The sequence below is a fragment of the Rhodothermales bacterium genome, assembly GCA_034439735.1.
Lineage (GTDB): Bacteria > Bacteroidota > Rhodothermia > Rhodothermales > JAHQVL01 > JAWKNW01.
Genome location: JAWXAX010000043.1, coordinates 18,797 through 34,520, shown reverse-complemented (window position 1 = coordinate 34,520; position 15,724 = coordinate 18,797). Strand labels below are relative to the sequence as shown.

Annotated in this window: 16 protein-coding genes; 15 read left to right on the top strand and 1 reads right to left on the bottom strand. The window is 63.3% G+C overall.

The genetic code is table 11. The features are described 5' to 3' along the window. Nucleotides 1-167 precede the first annotated feature (167 nt). Complete coding sequence (locus SH809_03070; GenBank protein MDZ4698665.1) at nucleotides 168-446, bottom strand: hypothetical protein; 279 nt, start codon at nucleotides 444-446, stop codon at nucleotides 168-170. A gap of 298 nt (nucleotides 447-744) precedes the next feature. On the opposite strand from SH809_03070, the gene SH809_03065 reads away from it, so the two are divergent. The 15 genes from SH809_03065 to SH809_02995 all read left to right on the top strand — a co-directional run bounded on the left by SH809_03065 (nucleotide 745) and on the right by SH809_02995 (nucleotide 15,687). Continuing rightward, nucleotides 745-1,206 (top strand): 6-carboxytetrahydropterin synthase, encoded by a 462-nt coding sequence (locus SH809_03065; protein MDZ4698664.1) that lies wholly within the window; start codon nucleotides 745-747, stop codon nucleotides 1,204-1,206. A gap of 162 nt (nucleotides 1,207-1,368) precedes the next feature. Then, nucleotides 1,369-2,028 (top strand): SRPBCC family protein, encoded by a 660-nt coding sequence (locus tag SH809_03060; GenBank protein MDZ4698663.1) that lies wholly within the window; start codon nucleotides 1,369-1,371, stop codon nucleotides 2,026-2,028. Between the two features lie 134 nt (nucleotides 2,029-2,162). After that, nucleotides 2,163-3,005 carry an SDR family oxidoreductase gene (locus SH809_03055; GenBank protein ID MDZ4698662.1) on the top strand — a complete coding sequence of 281 codons (843 nt, stop codon included), beginning with the start codon at nucleotides 2,163-2,165 and terminating at the stop codon, nucleotides 3,003-3,005. A 103-nt stretch (nucleotides 3,006-3,108) separates the two neighbouring features. Beyond that, nucleotides 3,109-4,569, top strand: coding sequence for a CoA-acylating methylmalonate-semialdehyde dehydrogenase (locus SH809_03050; protein ID MDZ4698661.1), 1,461 nt, complete (start codon nucleotides 3,109-3,111; stop codon nucleotides 4,567-4,569). A 50-nt stretch (nucleotides 4,570-4,619) separates the two neighbouring features. After that, entirely contained in the window at nucleotides 4,620-5,711 is a 1,092-nt protein-coding gene (locus SH809_03045) for a transaldolase family protein (GenBank protein ID MDZ4698660.1), read from the top strand. 61 nt (nucleotides 5,712-5,772) lie between these two features. Beyond that, nucleotides 5,773-6,753, top strand: coding sequence for a sugar phosphate isomerase/epimerase family protein (locus tag SH809_03040; GenBank protein MDZ4698659.1), 981 nt, complete (start codon nucleotides 5,773-5,775; stop codon nucleotides 6,751-6,753). Between the two features lie 5 nt (nucleotides 6,754-6,758). After that, on the top strand, nucleotides 6,759-7,721 hold the full coding sequence (locus SH809_03035; GenBank protein MDZ4698658.1) for a sugar phosphate isomerase/epimerase family protein: 963 nt from the start codon (nucleotides 6,759-6,761) through the stop codon (nucleotides 7,719-7,721). Between the two features lie 32 nt (nucleotides 7,722-7,753). Then, nucleotides 7,754-8,959 carry a Tm-1-like ATP-binding domain-containing protein gene (locus tag SH809_03030; GenBank protein ID MDZ4698657.1) on the top strand — a complete coding sequence of 402 codons (1,206 nt, stop codon included), beginning with the start codon at nucleotides 7,754-7,756 and terminating at the stop codon, nucleotides 8,957-8,959. A gap of 185 nt (nucleotides 8,960-9,144) precedes the next feature. Continuing rightward, the gene (locus SH809_03025) at nucleotides 9,145-9,864 is read left to right on the top strand and encodes a cyclase family protein (protein ID MDZ4698656.1); all 720 of its coding nucleotides are present in this window, start codon (nucleotides 9,145-9,147) and stop codon (nucleotides 9,862-9,864) included. A 28-nt stretch (nucleotides 9,865-9,892) separates the two neighbouring features. Beyond that, a complete protein-coding gene (locus SH809_03020) occupies nucleotides 9,893-10,720 on the top strand; it encodes an FAD binding domain-containing protein (protein MDZ4698655.1) in 828 nt (275 codons plus the stop codon). Nucleotides 10,721-10,742: 22 nt separating this feature from the next. Continuing rightward, nucleotides 10,743-12,881 carry a xanthine dehydrogenase family protein molybdopterin-binding subunit gene (locus SH809_03015; protein ID MDZ4698654.1) on the top strand — a complete coding sequence of 713 codons (2,139 nt, stop codon included), beginning with the start codon at nucleotides 10,743-10,745 and terminating at the stop codon, nucleotides 12,879-12,881. Next, entirely contained in the window at nucleotides 12,878-13,333 is a 456-nt protein-coding gene (locus tag SH809_03010; protein MDZ4698653.1) for a (2Fe-2S)-binding protein, read from the top strand. The genes SH809_03015 and SH809_03010 overlap by 4 nt, the downstream gene beginning before the upstream one ends. 73 nt (nucleotides 13,334-13,406) lie before the next feature. Next, nucleotides 13,407-13,697, top strand: a complete 291-nt coding sequence (locus SH809_03005) for an antibiotic biosynthesis monooxygenase family protein (GenBank protein ID MDZ4698652.1) — start codon at nucleotides 13,407-13,409, stop codon at nucleotides 13,695-13,697. A gap of 16 nt (nucleotides 13,698-13,713) precedes the next feature. Beyond that, nucleotides 13,714-14,415, top strand: a complete 702-nt coding sequence (locus SH809_03000; protein ID MDZ4698651.1) for a histidine phosphatase family protein — start codon at nucleotides 13,714-13,716, stop codon at nucleotides 14,413-14,415. A 39-nt stretch (nucleotides 14,416-14,454) separates the two neighbouring features. Beyond that, nucleotides 14,455-15,687 (top strand): MFS transporter, encoded by a 1,233-nt coding sequence (locus SH809_02995; GenBank protein ID MDZ4698650.1) that lies wholly within the window; start codon nucleotides 14,455-14,457, stop codon nucleotides 15,685-15,687. Nucleotides 15,688-15,724 lie beyond the last annotated feature (37 nt).

The following is a 15,724-nucleotide window of genomic DNA, read 5'->3' as shown; positions in this document are numbered from 1 at the left end:
TAAGACGCGTCGATGGCGTTTTTTAACGCAGAATCGCGTTCTAGAAAGACGCTTCGCGAGGCTCAGCGTGACATGCAGGCCGGGTTGCGTAACGTCAGTAAATAAAAACGCCGGCTCACCTGGAGGCAAGCCGGCATGGTATTCATACTCGGATGACGCGTTCGACGTTACGCGGCAGCGGCGCCGTCGCTGGCGACACCGTATACCGTACCCAGATCGTGTTGCCCCCTTTTGACCACTTTGCCGCTCTGGATCAGTTTCATAGCGGCGGTAAACGAACAGGCTTCGTAACCGGACCCTGGCTTGAAAAAGTTGGCAATTCGCCGGGTGTCGTTTACGATAAGCGTATAACCGCGCGTCAGCTTCTTTTCGGCAAGCGCCGTCCAATTGTCTGTCGACACAGAGGGCTTGGCTCGCCCTGGTGTGTCGGAATCGGGTTCGCTCATGTGTCCTCCCTTTGGGATGTGGTGATAGGCGGCAGTAACCAGCGTGGGCGATTTCTGTTCCTATTTTTCATGTTTCGCTGTGGAATTTAAGGCCCGTGGGCGACATGCCGGTGATGATCCGACGATTTTCCCATGCGCTTTCCGTCCCTTCATTCCCGGCGCGACGGATCATACGGGCGAAACCCCCCTCGGATGATGTCGTTCATGCCTCGGCGCATGCCGGTCGGGTGTTCTGGCGTATGCCTGCGCCGGGGGGAGTGCGTATCATGCCACGAAGGATCTCTGGCAAACGACCACCATGAAAGTAGCAAAACAATTTACCTGGGAAGCGGCGCATCGACTGCCATGGCATACCGGGGCATGCAAGAACCTGCACGGCCATTCGTATAAGATGACGGTCGAGTTGGAGGGCGACCCGGACGAGCGGGGTATGCTCATCGACTTCAAGGAGATCAAGAAAATACTCTCCCCGTTGATTGAGGACTGGGATCACGCTACCCTGGTGGCGGATGACGATATCGATCTCCGCTACGCGCTCGAGGAACTGGGCTCCCGCCAGGCCCTCCTGCCCTATGATAGCACGGCGGAAAACCTCTCCCGGTACACCGCCGAATACCTGATGAAGCAGGGCACCGAGGTGCTACGTACCCGCAAGATCCATAACATATCAGTTACGGTTCGTGAGACGGACACGTGTTATGCTACCTTTGAGTGCCCGGTCGTTTTCGTGGAGCGCAAAGGACTTTTTGCCCGCTCTTGAAACGCCGCATAAAGATTCTCCATGTGTCAACAAAAATCATTTCTCCTGGGAGTGTAGCCGAATCCGTATGTTGATTGGGTAAGGTTCGATCCCGATGAGAGGATCGCGTACCCGGGTGGCCGCATGCCCACCGTTTTCTGGTTACCCACCGTTCCCCGCAGTATGGCATTCAACATCGAGGAAAATTTCGACATTCAGGCCCCCATCACCCAGGTGTGGGCGTTTTTGATCGATCCCAGGCGGGTCGTGGTGTGCCTGCCCGGCGCCGAGCTGACCGACACCATTGATGAGCGTACCTACGCCGGCCGCGTCCGGGTGAAAGTGGGCCCGGTGACGGCCACCTATAAAGGGACGGCCCGGCTGGATGAGGTGGACGAGTCCGCGTATGTGATGCGGCTCTCCGGTGAGGGCAAGGAGTCTACCGGGGCGGGGTCGGCGAAAATGGCGATGGTTGGCCGGCTCAGCGCCCTGGCGAACGGAGTCACCCGGGTGCAGGTGGTGGCCGACATCGATGTCGCCGGCAAAATGGCTCAGTTCGGCCGCGGGCTCATGGAGGATGTTTCGCGCCAATTGTTTCGTCAGTTTGGCGTTAGTATGCAGGAAGCGCTTGTTCAGCCGGTTACGACGCCCCTTCCGATGGGCTCCGCCGACACGCCGGCTACCATCGCTGCTTCCGCGCCGGATGCCCCTCTCCGCACCGAAATCAACGAATCCAGCCGATTGGCTGCGCCGGCTGCGCCCGTCAGTGTGTTATCGCTTGTGTTTAAGGCGCTCTGGTCGCGGGTCCGCCGACTGTTCGGATCGCGAAATATCCGCCCATGAGTTGCAAAGATTCCCTCTCGTAGGGCTGGATGCTTCTCGGTATTATTTCTACTATTAACTTATCGCCTACGTGAAGCCGTGTGGCTCGAACGTGCGCCCGGCCCATTTATCCGGTGAGTTGATCCGTACGTTTTTTGTCCGCACATTTTTATCCACTGGCGCTGGCGTCGATACACGCCGGCCGACGAGCGAAGATGAACCTTTACGAACAACTGTTTCGGCTGGACGGCAAGGTGGCCCTGGTGACGGGTGGCTACGGTGGTTTTGGCTCCGCCGTATGCGAGGGGCTGGCCGAGATGGGCGCCAGCGTGGCCGTGGCCGGGCACAATGCGGACAAGGTGACGGCCTTCGTGGACGACCTCACCGCGCGGGGCATCAAGGCGTTCGGCGCCCCCTTCGACGCCTGTTCCGCTACCGACACGCACCGCATGACGGATGCCGTTGCCGCGCATTTCGGACGCCTGGACATTCTGGTGAACACGGTCGGCGGAAACACTCATGAGGAACTGGCGAGCAATGTGACGGAGGAAGGGTTCGGCAAGGTGCTGGAGCTCAACCTGACCAGCGCGATGTTTCAAGCGCAGGCCGCCGCGAAACACATGGCCGCGAGTGGCGGGGGGAAGCAGGTGCACTTCGGGTCGGTCCGCGGCCAACTCGCTCTGCGGGGCCGCGGTTTTGCCGCGTATTGCGCCTCCAAGGCCGGCCTCACCGTGCTCTGTAAGCAGCTGGCCGGCGAGTGGGCGCCGCAGAAAATCAACGTCAACGTCCTCTCGCCGACGTTCGTCCGCACCGAACAGTCCGCCCGCTTCCTGGCGGACCCACAGTTTTATAACGCCGTCATCTCCCGCATCCCCGCCGGCCGCGTGGGCGAAACGCGCGATATCGTCGGTGCGACGCTCTTTTTTGTCTCGCCGGCGTCCGATTTTATCACCGGGCAGACACTTTATCTCGATGGCGGGCTTACGGCCACACAGTAAGGCCACGCAGTAAGGCCACACAGTAAGGCCACACAGTAATGCAACGAAGTAACAGGGTTCACACCTCCAGGAAATCGCCAGTAGCGAATCGACCCCTAATATCATGAATAACTATATCGCAGGGCAGTGGCAGCGTTCAACCGCCGTCGACGTGTTTCCGGTAACGAACCCCGCTACGGGGGAAGAATTGGCGCGTACGCCCCTCTCATCGGCCGCCGAGGTGGATACGGCTGTAAAAGCCGCCGCCGCCGCGTTTCCGGACTGGCGCCGCGTGCCCGTGACCGACCGGATCCAGTACCTGTTTAAACTGAAAGCGCTTCTAGACACCCATTTCGAGGACATCTCCCGCACCATCACGTTGGAGTGCGGCAAAACGCTTGCGGAATCGCGCGGGGAGATGCGTCGGGCGATCGAGAATGTCGAGGTGGCCTGTGGCGCGCCCATCATGATGCAGGGCTATAACTCGGAAGACATCGCCCGCGGCATCGACGAGATCATGATCCGCCAGCCGTTGGGCGTCGTGGCCATCATCGCCCCGTTTAACTTCCCGGGCATGATCCCCTTCTGGTTTTTGCCCTATGCCCTGGTGACAGGCAACACGGTGGTGCTCAAGCCCTCCGAGCGGGTGCCGCTCACCATGCAGAAGGTGTTTGCCCTGATCGAAACGATCGGTCTGCCGCCCGGGGTGATCAACCTGGTCAACGGCGGACGCGATGTCGTGAACGCGGTGCTGGACCATCCGGTGGTCAAGGCGGTGAGCTTCGTGGGTTCGACGGCGGTGGCCAAACACGTCTATTCCCGGGCCACGGCCAGCGGGAAACGGGCGCAGTGCCAGGGCGGGGCTAAGAACCCGGTTGTCGTCCTGCCGGACGCCGACATCGTCAGCGCCTCGGAGATCATCGCGGACAGCGCCTTTGGGTGCGCCGGCCAGCGCTGCCTCGCGACCTCGATGGCGTTTGTAGTGGGGGAGGCCAGGAAGTCGTTTGTCGATGCCATCCGCGAAAAAGCGACGACCCGCGTCACAGGCTACGGTCTCAACGACGGCGTGGCGATGGGTCCGGTGATCTCGCCGGCCAGCCGCAAGCGCGTCGAGACGCTGATCGAACAGGCCGTTCGCGATGGCGCGCGCGCCCTGGTCGACGGGCGCCGGCCTACGATCCCCGGTTTTCCCAACGGCAACTTCGTCGCTCCGACGATCATCGAGGACCTGCCGTTCACGAGCGAAGTGGCCTCCACCGAGATCTTTGGGCCGGTGCTCTCGGTGCATTATGTGGACGACATCGACGCGGCGATCGCACGGGTCAACACCGGCACATACGGCAACCAGGCGTCGCTCTTCACGAGCAGCGGGGCCAACGCGCGTCGGTTCAAGAACGAAGTGGATGTTGGGAACGTCGGCATCAACATCGGTGTGGCGGCGCCCATGGCGTTTTTCCCGTTCAGCGGAGCGCGCGAGAGCTTTTTCGGGGACCTCCATGGCCAGGGGCGTGACTCGTTCGAGTTCTACACCAAAAAGAAGGTGGTGGTGGAGCGGTGGCCGAAAGCCTGGTCCCGCACGTTCTGACCTCGCCCCGCTCGTCCCCTTTTTCTCATCTTACCCTATCCAATGGAGCCATGAGCCAAACGAAAACGGCGTATAAAAGCCCGCTGTTCGAGATGACGCAGAGCACCCCCACGGTGCTCTGGAACGACTCGGCCGCGCTGGAAGAACTCTCCTATACGATCGAACACGGCGGCGTCGGTGCGACGTGTAATCCGGTGATCGTGCTCGACGTGCTGAAGCAGTCGTTCGGCGCCTGGAAGGGGCGTATCGCCGAGTTGATCCGCGAGCTGCCGACCGCCAGCGAAGACACCGTCGCCTGGAAACTCGTCGAGGAGATCTCGAAGAAGGCGGCTACCCTGCTCGAGCCCATCTATCACCAGCAGGCCGGCCGGAACGGGCGATTGTCCGTGCAGACCGACCCGCGCCTCTACCGGGACGCCGACGCGATCGTCGCCCAGGCACGGTATTTTCACACGCTCGCCCCCAACATCATCGTCAAAATCCCCGTGACCGAAGCCGGCGTCCGCGCCATCGAGGAGGCGACCTACCACGGGGTCAGCATCAACGCCACGGTTTCCTTCTCCGTACCGCAGGCCATCGCCGTGGCCGAGGCCGTCGAGCGCGGGCTGGTCCGCCGCGAACGGGAGGGGAAAGAGATCGCGAGCATCGCATCCGTCTGCACGATCATGGTAGGCCGGATCGACGACTGGTTGAAGGTCGCGGCCGATCAGCGCAACATGTCGGCCGACCCCGGCATTTTCGAGTGGGCCGGCGTCGCCATCTTCAAAAAAGCCTACACGCTGTATCGCGAACGCGGCTATCGCCTTCGCCTGCTGTCGGCCGCCTTCCGCAACCACATGCACTGGTCGGAATTCATCGGCGGCGACGTCGTGATCTCGCCGCCTTACAAGTGGCAGGTGCGGTTCAACGCGAGCGACATCCCGGTCGAATCGCGCATCGACACCCCCGTCGACCCGAAGATCGTCTCGGAACTCATGCGGTTCGAGGATTTCCGCAGGGCGTATGCCGAGGATGGGATGTCCGCTGCGGAATTCGATGCGTTCCCACCGACACGGCGCACGCTCCGACAGTTTATCGCAGCCTGTTATGAGTTGAACGGGATGATTCGCGATATTATGATCCCCAACCCGGATAAGGGCTGACCAACTGGCCCTGTTCGTTTGATCTTTCAACCTCTCCCTCCACCAACCCGACTCGATACCTATGGATCGCCGAACGTTTCTACAGAACAGTGCCCTGGTCGCGATCGCCGCGCCGCTCTGGTCGTCGTGCGCTCCGGGCGGCACCGACACGGCGGAGACCGCTGTGCCGGCCGTGACGCCCGTCTCCACCGACGCCCTGCTCGCACGCATCGGGATCACCACCGTGTGTATTCGCTCCTACTTTGCGAAAACCCGCGCCTTCGCGGCGGAGCCGAACACGGCGCCGACCATCACGCTGGAGCAGGCGCCACAGTTTATCTACGATAGGTTCGGGCTCCGTAATGTCGAGGTGTGGGACTTCCAGTTCGACGAGATGACCCTGGCCTATTGTGAGAAGATCCGCAACGCCGCCGAGCGCATCGGCTCCCGGATCACAAATATACAGGTAGATGAAGGAATGGCCGATCTGTCGGATGTTGACCCGGCGCAGCGCGCGCTCGGCGTGAAACAGTCGAAGGAATGGGTTGATCGGTGCGTCGCGATGGGCGTCCCTAGCTTTCGTGTGAACACCGGCGGCAAGGCAGGGCAGGAGTTCCTGGTGGACGTAACGGCCGATTCGTTTCGCCAGATTGCCGAATACGCCGGCGAGAAAAACGTGACGGTGCTGGTCGAAAACCACGTCGGGTTCAGCATGAACATCGACAACGTGGTGGCCATTCTGCAAACCGTCAATCATCCGAACTGCCGCGGCCTCGCGGACTACGGCAACACGCCGGCGGGCTCCACCGACATCCGCATCGCCGGACTTTCCAAGCTCCTCCCCTACATCTCGTTCGTCTCGGCCAAAGGGACGGGCTATAACGATCAGATGGAGCACACCGATTACGACTTCGCGGCGCTCGTTCGCGCCACCGAGGACTCCGGCTACCGGGGGATCTACTCGATCGAGATGTATCCCGATGGCGACAGCCCGCCTCCGGCGGACCCCATCCGCGCCGGCAACTGGATGAAGGACCAACTTCTGGCTAACATTAGCGCCTAACCCTCATGGATCGCAGAACGTTCATTCAGCGGGGCAGCCTCTTCATGGCGGCTGCTCCGCTCTGGGCGTGTACGCCCGGAAATACAGAAACCGCTGCCGTGGCCGACGCTGCCGGCGCGGCGGCGCGGCTGGAGCGCATCGGTGTCACGTCCGTCTGTTTCCGCTCCCGTTTCCCCACGACGCGGACACTGATGGCCGAGCCGACCACCGGATCGGACCTGACCCTGGAGACGTTTCCGGACTTCGTCCGTGGCGAGCTCGGGCTGCGCCATGTCGAGGTGTGGGAGCGGCAGTTCGACGATACGTCGCTCGCCTACTGCGAACGCGTCCGCGTCGCCGCCGAACGCATCGGGTCGCGGATCTCGAACATCCAGGTCAGCGGCCTGGCCAACTTGTCGGACGCCGACGCCGCCGTGCGCGACCAGGGCGTCGCCGGCGCGCGGGAGTGGATCGACCGGGCCGTGGCCATGGGGGCGCCGAGCATTCGGGTGGACGCCGGCGGCCGGCCGGGCGAGACGTATCAGCCGGAAATCACGCTCGACTCCTACCGACGGATCGTCGACTACGCGCAGGAGAAGGACATCGTCGTCCTCGTCGAGAACCACTCCGGCTTCACCCGCGACATCGACATCGTCGTCTCCATCATCCAGACCATGGACAGCCCGCATTGCCGCGCGCTGGTCGACTACGGGAATACGCCGGCCGGCTCCATCGACGACCGCATCGGGGGGCTGAACAAGATGCTGCCCTATCTCGCGTTTGTGTCGGCCAAGGGGACCGGCTTCGATGACCAGATGGTGCATGCGGATTACGACTTCGCCGCCCTCGTGCGCGCCACGGAGGTATCCGGCTACCGCGGCCTGTACTCGATCGAGATGTGGCCGGACGCCGACAGCCCACCGCCGGCCGACCCCCTCCGCGCGGCCCTCTGGATGCGCGACCAGCTGGTCGCGCATATCAGTGCTTGACACTCCCCCGGCCTACTCATAACACGCACGGCATGGCTACCATCGTGATCATCGGCGCGCTCGACACCAAAGGCGCGGAGGTGGAATTCGTCAAGCAGCAGATTGAACGGCGAGGCCACCGGACGCTGGTGATCGATTCCGGAGTGCTGGGCGAGGCGGCTTTCCGAGCCGACGTCACCCGACAGGACGTGGCCACGGCGGCCGGCGCCGACCTCGCGAAGCTGGCGGCCGACAACGACCGCGGCCGAGCGGTGATCGCGATGACCGAAGGGGTTCGCGCCGTCGTACAGCGCCTGCACCGTGAGGGCCGGCTCGACGCCATCATCGGGATGGGAGGAGGCGCCGGCACGACCGTCGGCACCGCCGCCATGCGAGCCCTGCCGCTCGGCATCCCGAAGGTAATGGTGTCCACGCTCGCCAGCGGCGACACCCGGCCGTTTGTCGGGGTGAAAGACATCGTCATGGTCCCGTCGATCGTCGACATCAGCGGCCTGAACGGGATCGCGCGCGGGGTGTTCACCCGCGCCGCCGCGGCCGTCTGTGGCATGGTCGAAGCCGAGGTACCGCCCGGCGACGACAAGCCCACGATCACCGCGTCCATGTTCGGGAATACGACAAAGTGTGTCGAGCGGGCGCGGACCCACTTCGAGGCGGCCGGCTTCGAGTTGCTGGTTTTCCACGCTGTAGGGTCGGGGGGGATGACCATGGAGAGCCTCATCGAGGCCGGCGAAGTCGACGGCGTGTTCGACGTGACCCTCACCGAATGGGCGGACGAGCTGCTGGGCGGCGTCATGTCCGCCGGCCCCACCCGTCTCGATGCCGCGGCGAAGATCGGCACGCCGGCCGTGTATGCGCCGGGCTGCGTCGACATCGTCAACTTCTGGGAGCCGGAGAGCGTGCCCGTGGCGCTGCGGAGCCGGCGGATCTACCACCACAACGCGAAGCAGACGCTGGTCCGGACCGACATCGACGACAACGCGAAGCTGGGGAAGATATTCGCCGAAAAGTTTAATGCCTCCACGGGGCCCGTCGCCGTCTATTTCCCCCTGAAAGCCGTTTCCGTGATTTCCGAACCAGGTGGCCCTTACCACTGGCCCGAAGCCGATGCCGCCCTGTTCGATACGCTGCGCTCCCACCTGCGCAAGGATATTCCCGTGTACGAATTCGACACTACCATCAACGACCCCGTCTTCGCCGACGCCATGGCCCGAGGGCTGCTGGCGATGATGGGGAAGTAAAAGGTAAAAGGTAAAAGGTAAAAGGAAAAAGGAAAAACAGGAGAAGGCAAAAAGTAAAAGAGTAGCAGAGGAGTGATCCGCCACAGCCAGGTTAATTCTGTCATTGTTTTCTCTTTTGCCTTTTCTCTTTTGCCCTTTCATGCTGCCTTTTTTTACTCACCGATTGAAGCTTGAGGTTTGTGCTCATGAGTCGTCTTGTCGATCTATCGATGCCCGTCCACCCCAACATGGTCACCTTTCCGCGCGTTCCGCCGCCGGTGATGCTGGTGTATGAGAGCTGGGAGCAGTTTGCCGAGCGCATCGGCGCCGCCGCGCACGGTGCGACGTGGCTCACGGCCAGTTACTACATCGCGACGAGCGATCACGTAGGGACCCACGTGGATGCCGTGAAGCACCTGCGGGGGCCGGACGCACCGGGCCCGGAGGGGATCCCTTTGGAGTATTGCTTCTCGGACGGTGTGGTGCTGGACTTCCGCCACAAGGAAAAAGGCTACGGGATCACCGTCGCCGATATCGACGAGGCGCTCAAGAAGATCAACTACACGTTGAAGGAGAAGGACATCGTGCTGATCCAGACCGGGGCGTCGGCCTACAACCACGAGCAGCGGTACCTGACGGACCATGTCGGCATGACCGGCGAGGCCACGCGGTACCTGATCTCGAAGGGGGTGCGGATGATGGGCACCGACGCGGTCACGTTCGACCCGCCCGTCTGGGCCATGTTCGAACGGAAGAAGTTCTGGGAGGCTCATCGCGTCATGCTCGACGAGGATTACTGGCACATCGAGAACCTGATGCACCTGGACCAGCTGCCTACCCACGGCTTCAAACTCTCCGTATTCCCCGTGAAGTGGATGGGGACGACGGCGGCCCCGATTCGCGCCGTCGCGATCATCGAAGATTGACCCCCATCCCCGATTGACGAGTACCGACATGGAAGGAAACGGCCCTCAATGGCTGGCCCCCACCTCGCTGGACGAGGCGTTGGGGATGCGCGCCGAGCTACAGGAAGAAGCGACCGTCGTCGCCGGCGGCACATTTGTCGGCGTGCTGATGAATGTCGGCTTCATGGCGCCAGCCGCCCTGCTGAGCCTGCGCGGCGTGCCCGGGCTGAGCTACATCCGGGCCGACGGTGAGTTACGCATCGGCCCCATGACCACGCACCGGGCGATGGAGTTGTCGCCGGACGTCCGGCGGGGCTGGCCGGCGCTCGCCCGGGCGTTCGGGGAAGTTGCGAGTCCGCGGGTGCGCAACCAGGCCACGGTGGGCGGCGTCCTGGCGGATGCCGACTATGCCTCGGACCCGCCGGCGATGTTCCTCGCGATGGGCGCCCGCGCCGTGTTGCGGGGGCCGAAGGGCGTCCGGGAAGTCCCGATCGAGAACTTCATCCTTGGCTACTACGAAACCGCGCTTGCGCCGGACGAGCTGCTGGTGGAAGTCCGCGTGCCCGGCGGCGTCGAGGCCGGCGTGTACCGCAAGTTCCGGACGCGGTCCAGCGAGGACCGCCCCTGCGTCTCCGTCGCCGCGGTGCGGCGCGGAGGTGAGTTGCGGCTCGCCGTGGGCGCCGCTACCAGCACGCCCCAGTATTTCCCCGATCTGTGCGCGGCCGTCGGCTCCGGTACGCGCCGTGCGCGCGAGATTGGCGAGGAGTACGCCAGCCGCATCGAACCCATATCCGATTCACGTGGCTCGGCAGAGTATCGCCGGCGCGTCATCGCTGTCGAAGTGCGTCGGGCCCTGGAGGAGCTTGCTTATGTCTGACCCCACGCGTTCTTCCGATACGATGTCTGACCCCAGAGCCGACGGATCGATCCGGTATTCGCAGGATATGGAGATGGAGGGGATGTGGCATGCCCGCATCCTGCGCTCCCCGTATGCCCATGCCCGCATCCGCCGGATCGACACCTCGGCGGTGCCCGAAGGCGTCGTCGTGCTGACGCGGGACGACATCCGCGACCTGAACCGGTACGGATGCCAGATCCGCGACGAGAGCGTGCTGGCGATGGACGAAGTGATGTTCGTCGGCGCCCCGGTGGTGGCCGTCGCGGCGGCCACGCGGCGCGCGGCGGACGAGGCGCTGCCACTGATCGATGTCGATTACGACGAGTTGCCGGCCGTGTTTACCGAGATGGAGGCCATCGCTCCGGGCGCGCCGCTCGTCCATCCCCGCCATTATATCTCCGAAAACGACGCCGCCTACTTCGGCATGCGGCCGATCGACGGCACCAACATCTGCCACCGCTTTCGTATCCGGCACGGCGACGTGGACCGTGCGTTCGCCGAGTGCGACGTCGTCGTCGAAGAAGTCTTCACCACCGACAGCGCCGCGCACGTGCCGATGGAGCCGCACGCCTCGCTGGCCCGGTGGCACGAGGGCCGGCTGGAAGTGTGGTCTGGCACCCAGACACCCTTCAACAACCGGATGGACCTCGCCGGCATTTTCGGCCTCCAGCCGGAGCAGGTGCGTATTGTCTGCCCGCCCATGGGCGGATCGTTCGGCGCGAAGACGTTTGTGCGTACCGAGGCCATCGCCGCCGCGCTGGCGCGGAAGACGGGCCGGCCCGTGAAGGTGGTGCTGGATCGCGCCGAGGAGTGGCAGACGATGAACCGCCACCCGGCCACGTTGTGGATGAAGATCGGCGCTATGCGGGACGGCACCCTTGTCGCGAAACACGTGGCCTGCTGGGCGAATACCGGTGCGCACGCGGACAGCGGTCCGGGTGTGGCGCAGAAGATGGGGTATGCCTCGCCGGGCCCGTATCGGATTCCGAATGTGTGGGTGGATTCCCACTGTGTCTATACGAATACCCCGCCAAACGGCGCCTACCGAGGGTATGGCCAGATGCAGTGTATCTGGGCTTCGGAGCGCCTGATGGACATGCTCGCGCGGCGCCTCGACATGGATCCTTACACGTTGCGGATGAAGAACATCCTGCGCGAAGGGGATACCTACTGCACGGGCGAAATCATGCACGACGTCGCGTTCGAGGAATGCCTGCGTCGGAGCGCGGAGGCTATAGGTTACCATACTTCCGATGATCACGCCGGCAAAGGGGTCTGCGTCCTCATGAAGGGAATGCAGACCCCCAGCCGCGCCTCGATCGCGATCGAGGCGGAGGACGACGGGACGTTCACGATCCGCTGCGCCACGATCGAGATGGGCCAGGGCGCGCGGCCGGCGATCCGCCAGATGGCCGCCGAGCTGCTGGGGGTGCCGATGGAGCGCGTGACCTACCCGGACCCCGACACCGACCTCGTCCCCTACGACACCCGGACCACCTCCAGCCGATCGACGCACGTGATGAGCCGGGCGCTGGTCGAGGCCGTGCGGGACCTCGAGAAAAATGGCAAGCGGGGCGTCGGCGAGGTGACGGACAAGGGCGGGCTGGACCCGGACACCGGGCAGGGCATCGCCTCGTCGCACTGGCACCAGGGCGCCGCCGGCGCCGTCGTGGACGTGGATGTCGAGACCGGCAAGCTGCACGTGCGGCACGTCCATGCCTCCATCTACGCCGGCAAGGTGGTTCGCCGCGCCGCCGCCGAGTTGCAGAACGAAGGCTCCATCATCATGGGCCTCGGGACGGCGCTGTTTGAGAACATCACGTTTGACGGGGGGCAAGTGACGAACGCCAATCTGTCGGACTACAACATCCCGAGCTTCCACGACATGCCGCGGATCACGCACGACCTCGTCGAGCGCGAAGGGGCCCAGGTGTACGGGTTGGGCGAAACCGCCCTGCCGCCGATCCCCGCGGCGATCGGAAACGCCCTCGCCGCGAGCGGTATCCACATGACCGCGTTGCCGATGACGGCGGAACGCGTGCTGGCGTCCATCGACGGCGGCGGCACTGTCGACGAGGCGCGTCGTCGTGAAATGCGAGACATCGTGGAGGCCGGCCTCCACCGATCGGAGAAATCATGAAAGTCCAGTTTACCCTGAACGGCGCGCCGGCCGACGTCGACGTCCGCGCCGACGAGATGCTGCTCGACGTGCTTCGTGAGCGATTCGGACTGCTGAGCGTGCGCGAAACGTGCGGCCTGGGCGTCTGCGGTTCGTGCACGGTGCTCGTCGACGCCGAGCCGATCTCCAGTTGTATCTACCTCACGCCGATGGCGCAGGGGCGATCGATCACGACGGTCGAGGGTCTCGGCGGAACTCATCCCGTGCAACGCGCCTTTGTCGAGGCACACGCCTTCCAGTGCGGCTATTGCACGCCCGGGATGATCCTCGCCACCAAACGCCTGCTCGAGGAAACCCCCCACCCGACGGATCATGAGATCGACACCGCTCTCGGCGGCAACCTCTGCCGCTGCGGCTGTTACCTCAAGATCCGCGACGCCGTGCACCTCGCGGCGGGGAACGCGGGGGGATAACCTGGTGGGAGATCGCCAATCGTTTATTCGCTAATCGCTAATCGCTAATCGCTAATCGCTAATCGCTAATCCCATGGCTTACGTCGTAGTCGCTACCTGGCGGGCAAAGCCGGGCAAGGAATCCTTTATCGAAGGCATCGTTCGGACGATGGCCGCCCTGTCGAGCCAGGAGCCGGGCGCGATCCACTTTATCGCCCAGCGTTCCGCGGACGATCCGGCGACCTTTCTGCTCTACGAGCAGTACGTCGACGAAGCCTGCTTCGAGGCCCACAAGCAGACCGTTCATTTTAAGGAGTACGTGCTCGGCCAGGCGCTGCCGCATCTGGAGCACCGCGAGCGCGCGATATACACGACCCTGGATTAATCGGGAGGAGGGTAGAGTGAACGAGACCGCATCCATCGTCGTACATCTGATCCGGCACGGCCGCGTGGCGTCCCACCAGGGCGATATGCCCGTCACGGATGAGGGCCAGGCCGAGATCCGGGCGGCGGGAGTGCGTCTGGCGGAACAGATCCGGCCGGACGAGGCGATCTATTTTTTGTGCACGTCGACGCGGCGGACGCAGGAGACGGCGGCCGGCCTGCGGGCCGTGATGGCGGAGCGTTTGGGTAGCGAGGTCGGCCTGCCGGCGCCGCGGGCGGAGTGGGCGATCCGGAATCCGGACCTGTTCCTGGCCGGCCGTCGTGTCGAGATGATGAGCACACCGGAGGCCGTGGCGGCCCAGATCCCCGAGGCCGGGCTGGCCGGCGCGGATGTCGACGCCGTGGCCTTCTTTCATGCGTTCTTCCGGAGCCCGGACCGGATCGGATACTGGTTGGGGCATACCGACCCACCCGGAGAGGATACGCGGGCCGTTGCACGTCGCGTTCTTGCCTTCTCCACTAGCCTGTTGTACGTTGCTCCCCTACAGGCCCGTCGGTACGTCTGCGTGACGCACTCACCCGTCATGCGCGCCGTGCTGGCCGAATATCTTCACCATGATCCAGGCGAACCCGAGTGGGTCGAGTCGATATATCTTGCCCTGGATGGAAGCGGTACCACGATCACGTTCCGCGATCGCTCCATAGCCCTGCGGTCCTGATAGCCGCAGGTTTTTTTTCACCATACGCACGAGTAAACCATGCATTCGAACCTGACCAGTCGGCTGAGCCTGTTGTCGTTTCTCCAGTTTTTTGTGTGGGGAGCGTGGTACACCAGCATTGCGGTCTATATGTCGACCGTGGGGATGGGTACTGTCACCTTCTGGGCGTTTACGGCGCAGCCGATCGGCGCGCTCATTTCGCCCTTCTTCCTCGGCCTCATCGCCGACCGCTATTTTAGCACGGAGAAGGTACTGGGCGTGATGCACCTGCTGAGTGGCCTGTTTTTGCTGCTGGCGCCTCAGTTCGAGTCGTCGCCGGTGATGTTCATCGCGATGATCATCCTGCACCAGCTGGCCTATACGCCGACGCTCGGTCTGTCGAACTCGCTCGCGTTCCATCATATCGAAAATCCGGAGAGGGACTTCCCGAAGATTCGCGCCTGGGGCACGTTTAGCTGGATATTCGCCGGCCTGGTCATGTTCCCCTTCATCCTCAAACCGATGGTCGACGGAGGCGTGCCGGAGCAGACGCCGTTGCCCTTGTACGCCGCGGGCATCGCGGGTATCCTCCTGGGCTTCTACAGCTTTACCCTGCCCCATACCCCGCCTCCGGCGGCCGGGCAGAAAGTGTCGATCCGCAGCCTGCTCGGTATCGACGCGTTCCAGCAGCTGAAGAGCCCTTCGTTTATCGCTTTCATCGTCAGCTCGATGCTCATCTGTATCCCGCTGGCCGCCTATTACAACTTCACGCAGCTGTTCCTGGGGGCTACGGGCGTGGAAAACATCGCCGCGACACAGACGCTGGGTCAGGTTTCGGAGATGGTGTTCATGCTGCTGATGCCATTCTTCTTCCGCCGGCTCGGCGTGAAGTGGATGCTGCTCGTCGGGATGCTCGCGTGGGCTGTTCGATATGCCCTGTTCGCGATCGCCGCGCCCGAGTCGGTATTCTGGATGATCGCCGGCGGCATCATTCTGCATGGGATCTGCTACGACTTCTTCTTCGTCACAGGCCAGATTTATATCGACCGGCTCGCCAATCCGGCCATCCGCTCGCAGGCCCAGGGTATGCTCGTGTTCGCCACGTACGGCATCGGCATGCTGATCGGCGCACAGCTCTCGGGCCGGCTCTTTAATTCGTTCCTTGGCTCGGCGACCACGCAGTCCATGGCCAATTGGAGCCTGTTCTGGACCATCATGGGGGCCATGGCCATCGTGGTGGCCGTGTTCTTCGGGTTCATGTTCAAGGACAAGAAAGAGGCGGTGCAGGCTTGACGTGGATTAACGTTCGGGGTTCAAGGTTTAAGGGGGC

Excerpts from the sequence above, each read along its gene's own strand:
- SH809_03060 (MDZ4698663.1), top strand. The coding sequence starts at position 1,369 with ATGGCATTCAACATCGAGGAAAATTTCGACATTCAGGCCCCCATCACC.
- SH809_03015 (MDZ4698654.1), top strand. The coding sequence starts at position 10,743 with ATGTCTGACCCCAGAGCCGACGGATCGATCCGGTATTCGCAGGATATG.
- SH809_03045 (MDZ4698660.1), top strand. The coding sequence starts at position 4,620 with ATGAGCCAAACGAAAACGGCGTATAAAAGCCCGCTGTTCGAGATGACG.
- SH809_02995 (MDZ4698650.1), top strand. The coding sequence starts at position 14,455 with ATGCATTCGAACCTGACCAGTCGGCTGAGCCTGTTGTCGTTTCTCCAG.
- SH809_03050 (MDZ4698661.1), top strand. The coding sequence starts at position 3,109 with ATGAATAACTATATCGCAGGGCAGTGGCAGCGTTCAACCGCCGTCGAC.
- SH809_03010 (MDZ4698653.1), top strand. The coding sequence starts at position 12,878 with ATGAAAGTCCAGTTTACCCTGAACGGCGCGCCGGCCGACGTCGACGTC.
- SH809_03035 (MDZ4698658.1), top strand. The coding sequence starts at position 6,759 with ATGGATCGCAGAACGTTCATTCAGCGGGGCAGCCTCTTCATGGCGGCT.
- SH809_03005 (MDZ4698652.1), top strand. The coding sequence starts at position 13,407 with ATGGCTTACGTCGTAGTCGCTACCTGGCGGGCAAAGCCGGGCAAGGAA.
- SH809_03040 (MDZ4698659.1), top strand. The coding sequence starts at position 5,773 with ATGGATCGCCGAACGTTTCTACAGAACAGTGCCCTGGTCGCGATCGCC.
- SH809_03020 (MDZ4698655.1), top strand. The coding sequence starts at position 9,893 with ATGGAAGGAAACGGCCCTCAATGGCTGGCCCCCACCTCGCTGGACGAG.
- SH809_03025 (MDZ4698656.1), top strand. The coding sequence starts at position 9,145 with ATGAGTCGTCTTGTCGATCTATCGATGCCCGTCCACCCCAACATGGTC.
- SH809_03070 (MDZ4698665.1), bottom strand. The coding sequence starts at position 446 with ATGAGCGAACCCGATTCCGACACACCAGGGCGAGCCAAGCCCTCTGTG.
- SH809_03065 (MDZ4698664.1), top strand. The coding sequence starts at position 745 with ATGAAAGTAGCAAAACAATTTACCTGGGAAGCGGCGCATCGACTGCCA.
- SH809_03030 (MDZ4698657.1), top strand. The coding sequence starts at position 7,754 with ATGGCTACCATCGTGATCATCGGCGCGCTCGACACCAAAGGCGCGGAG.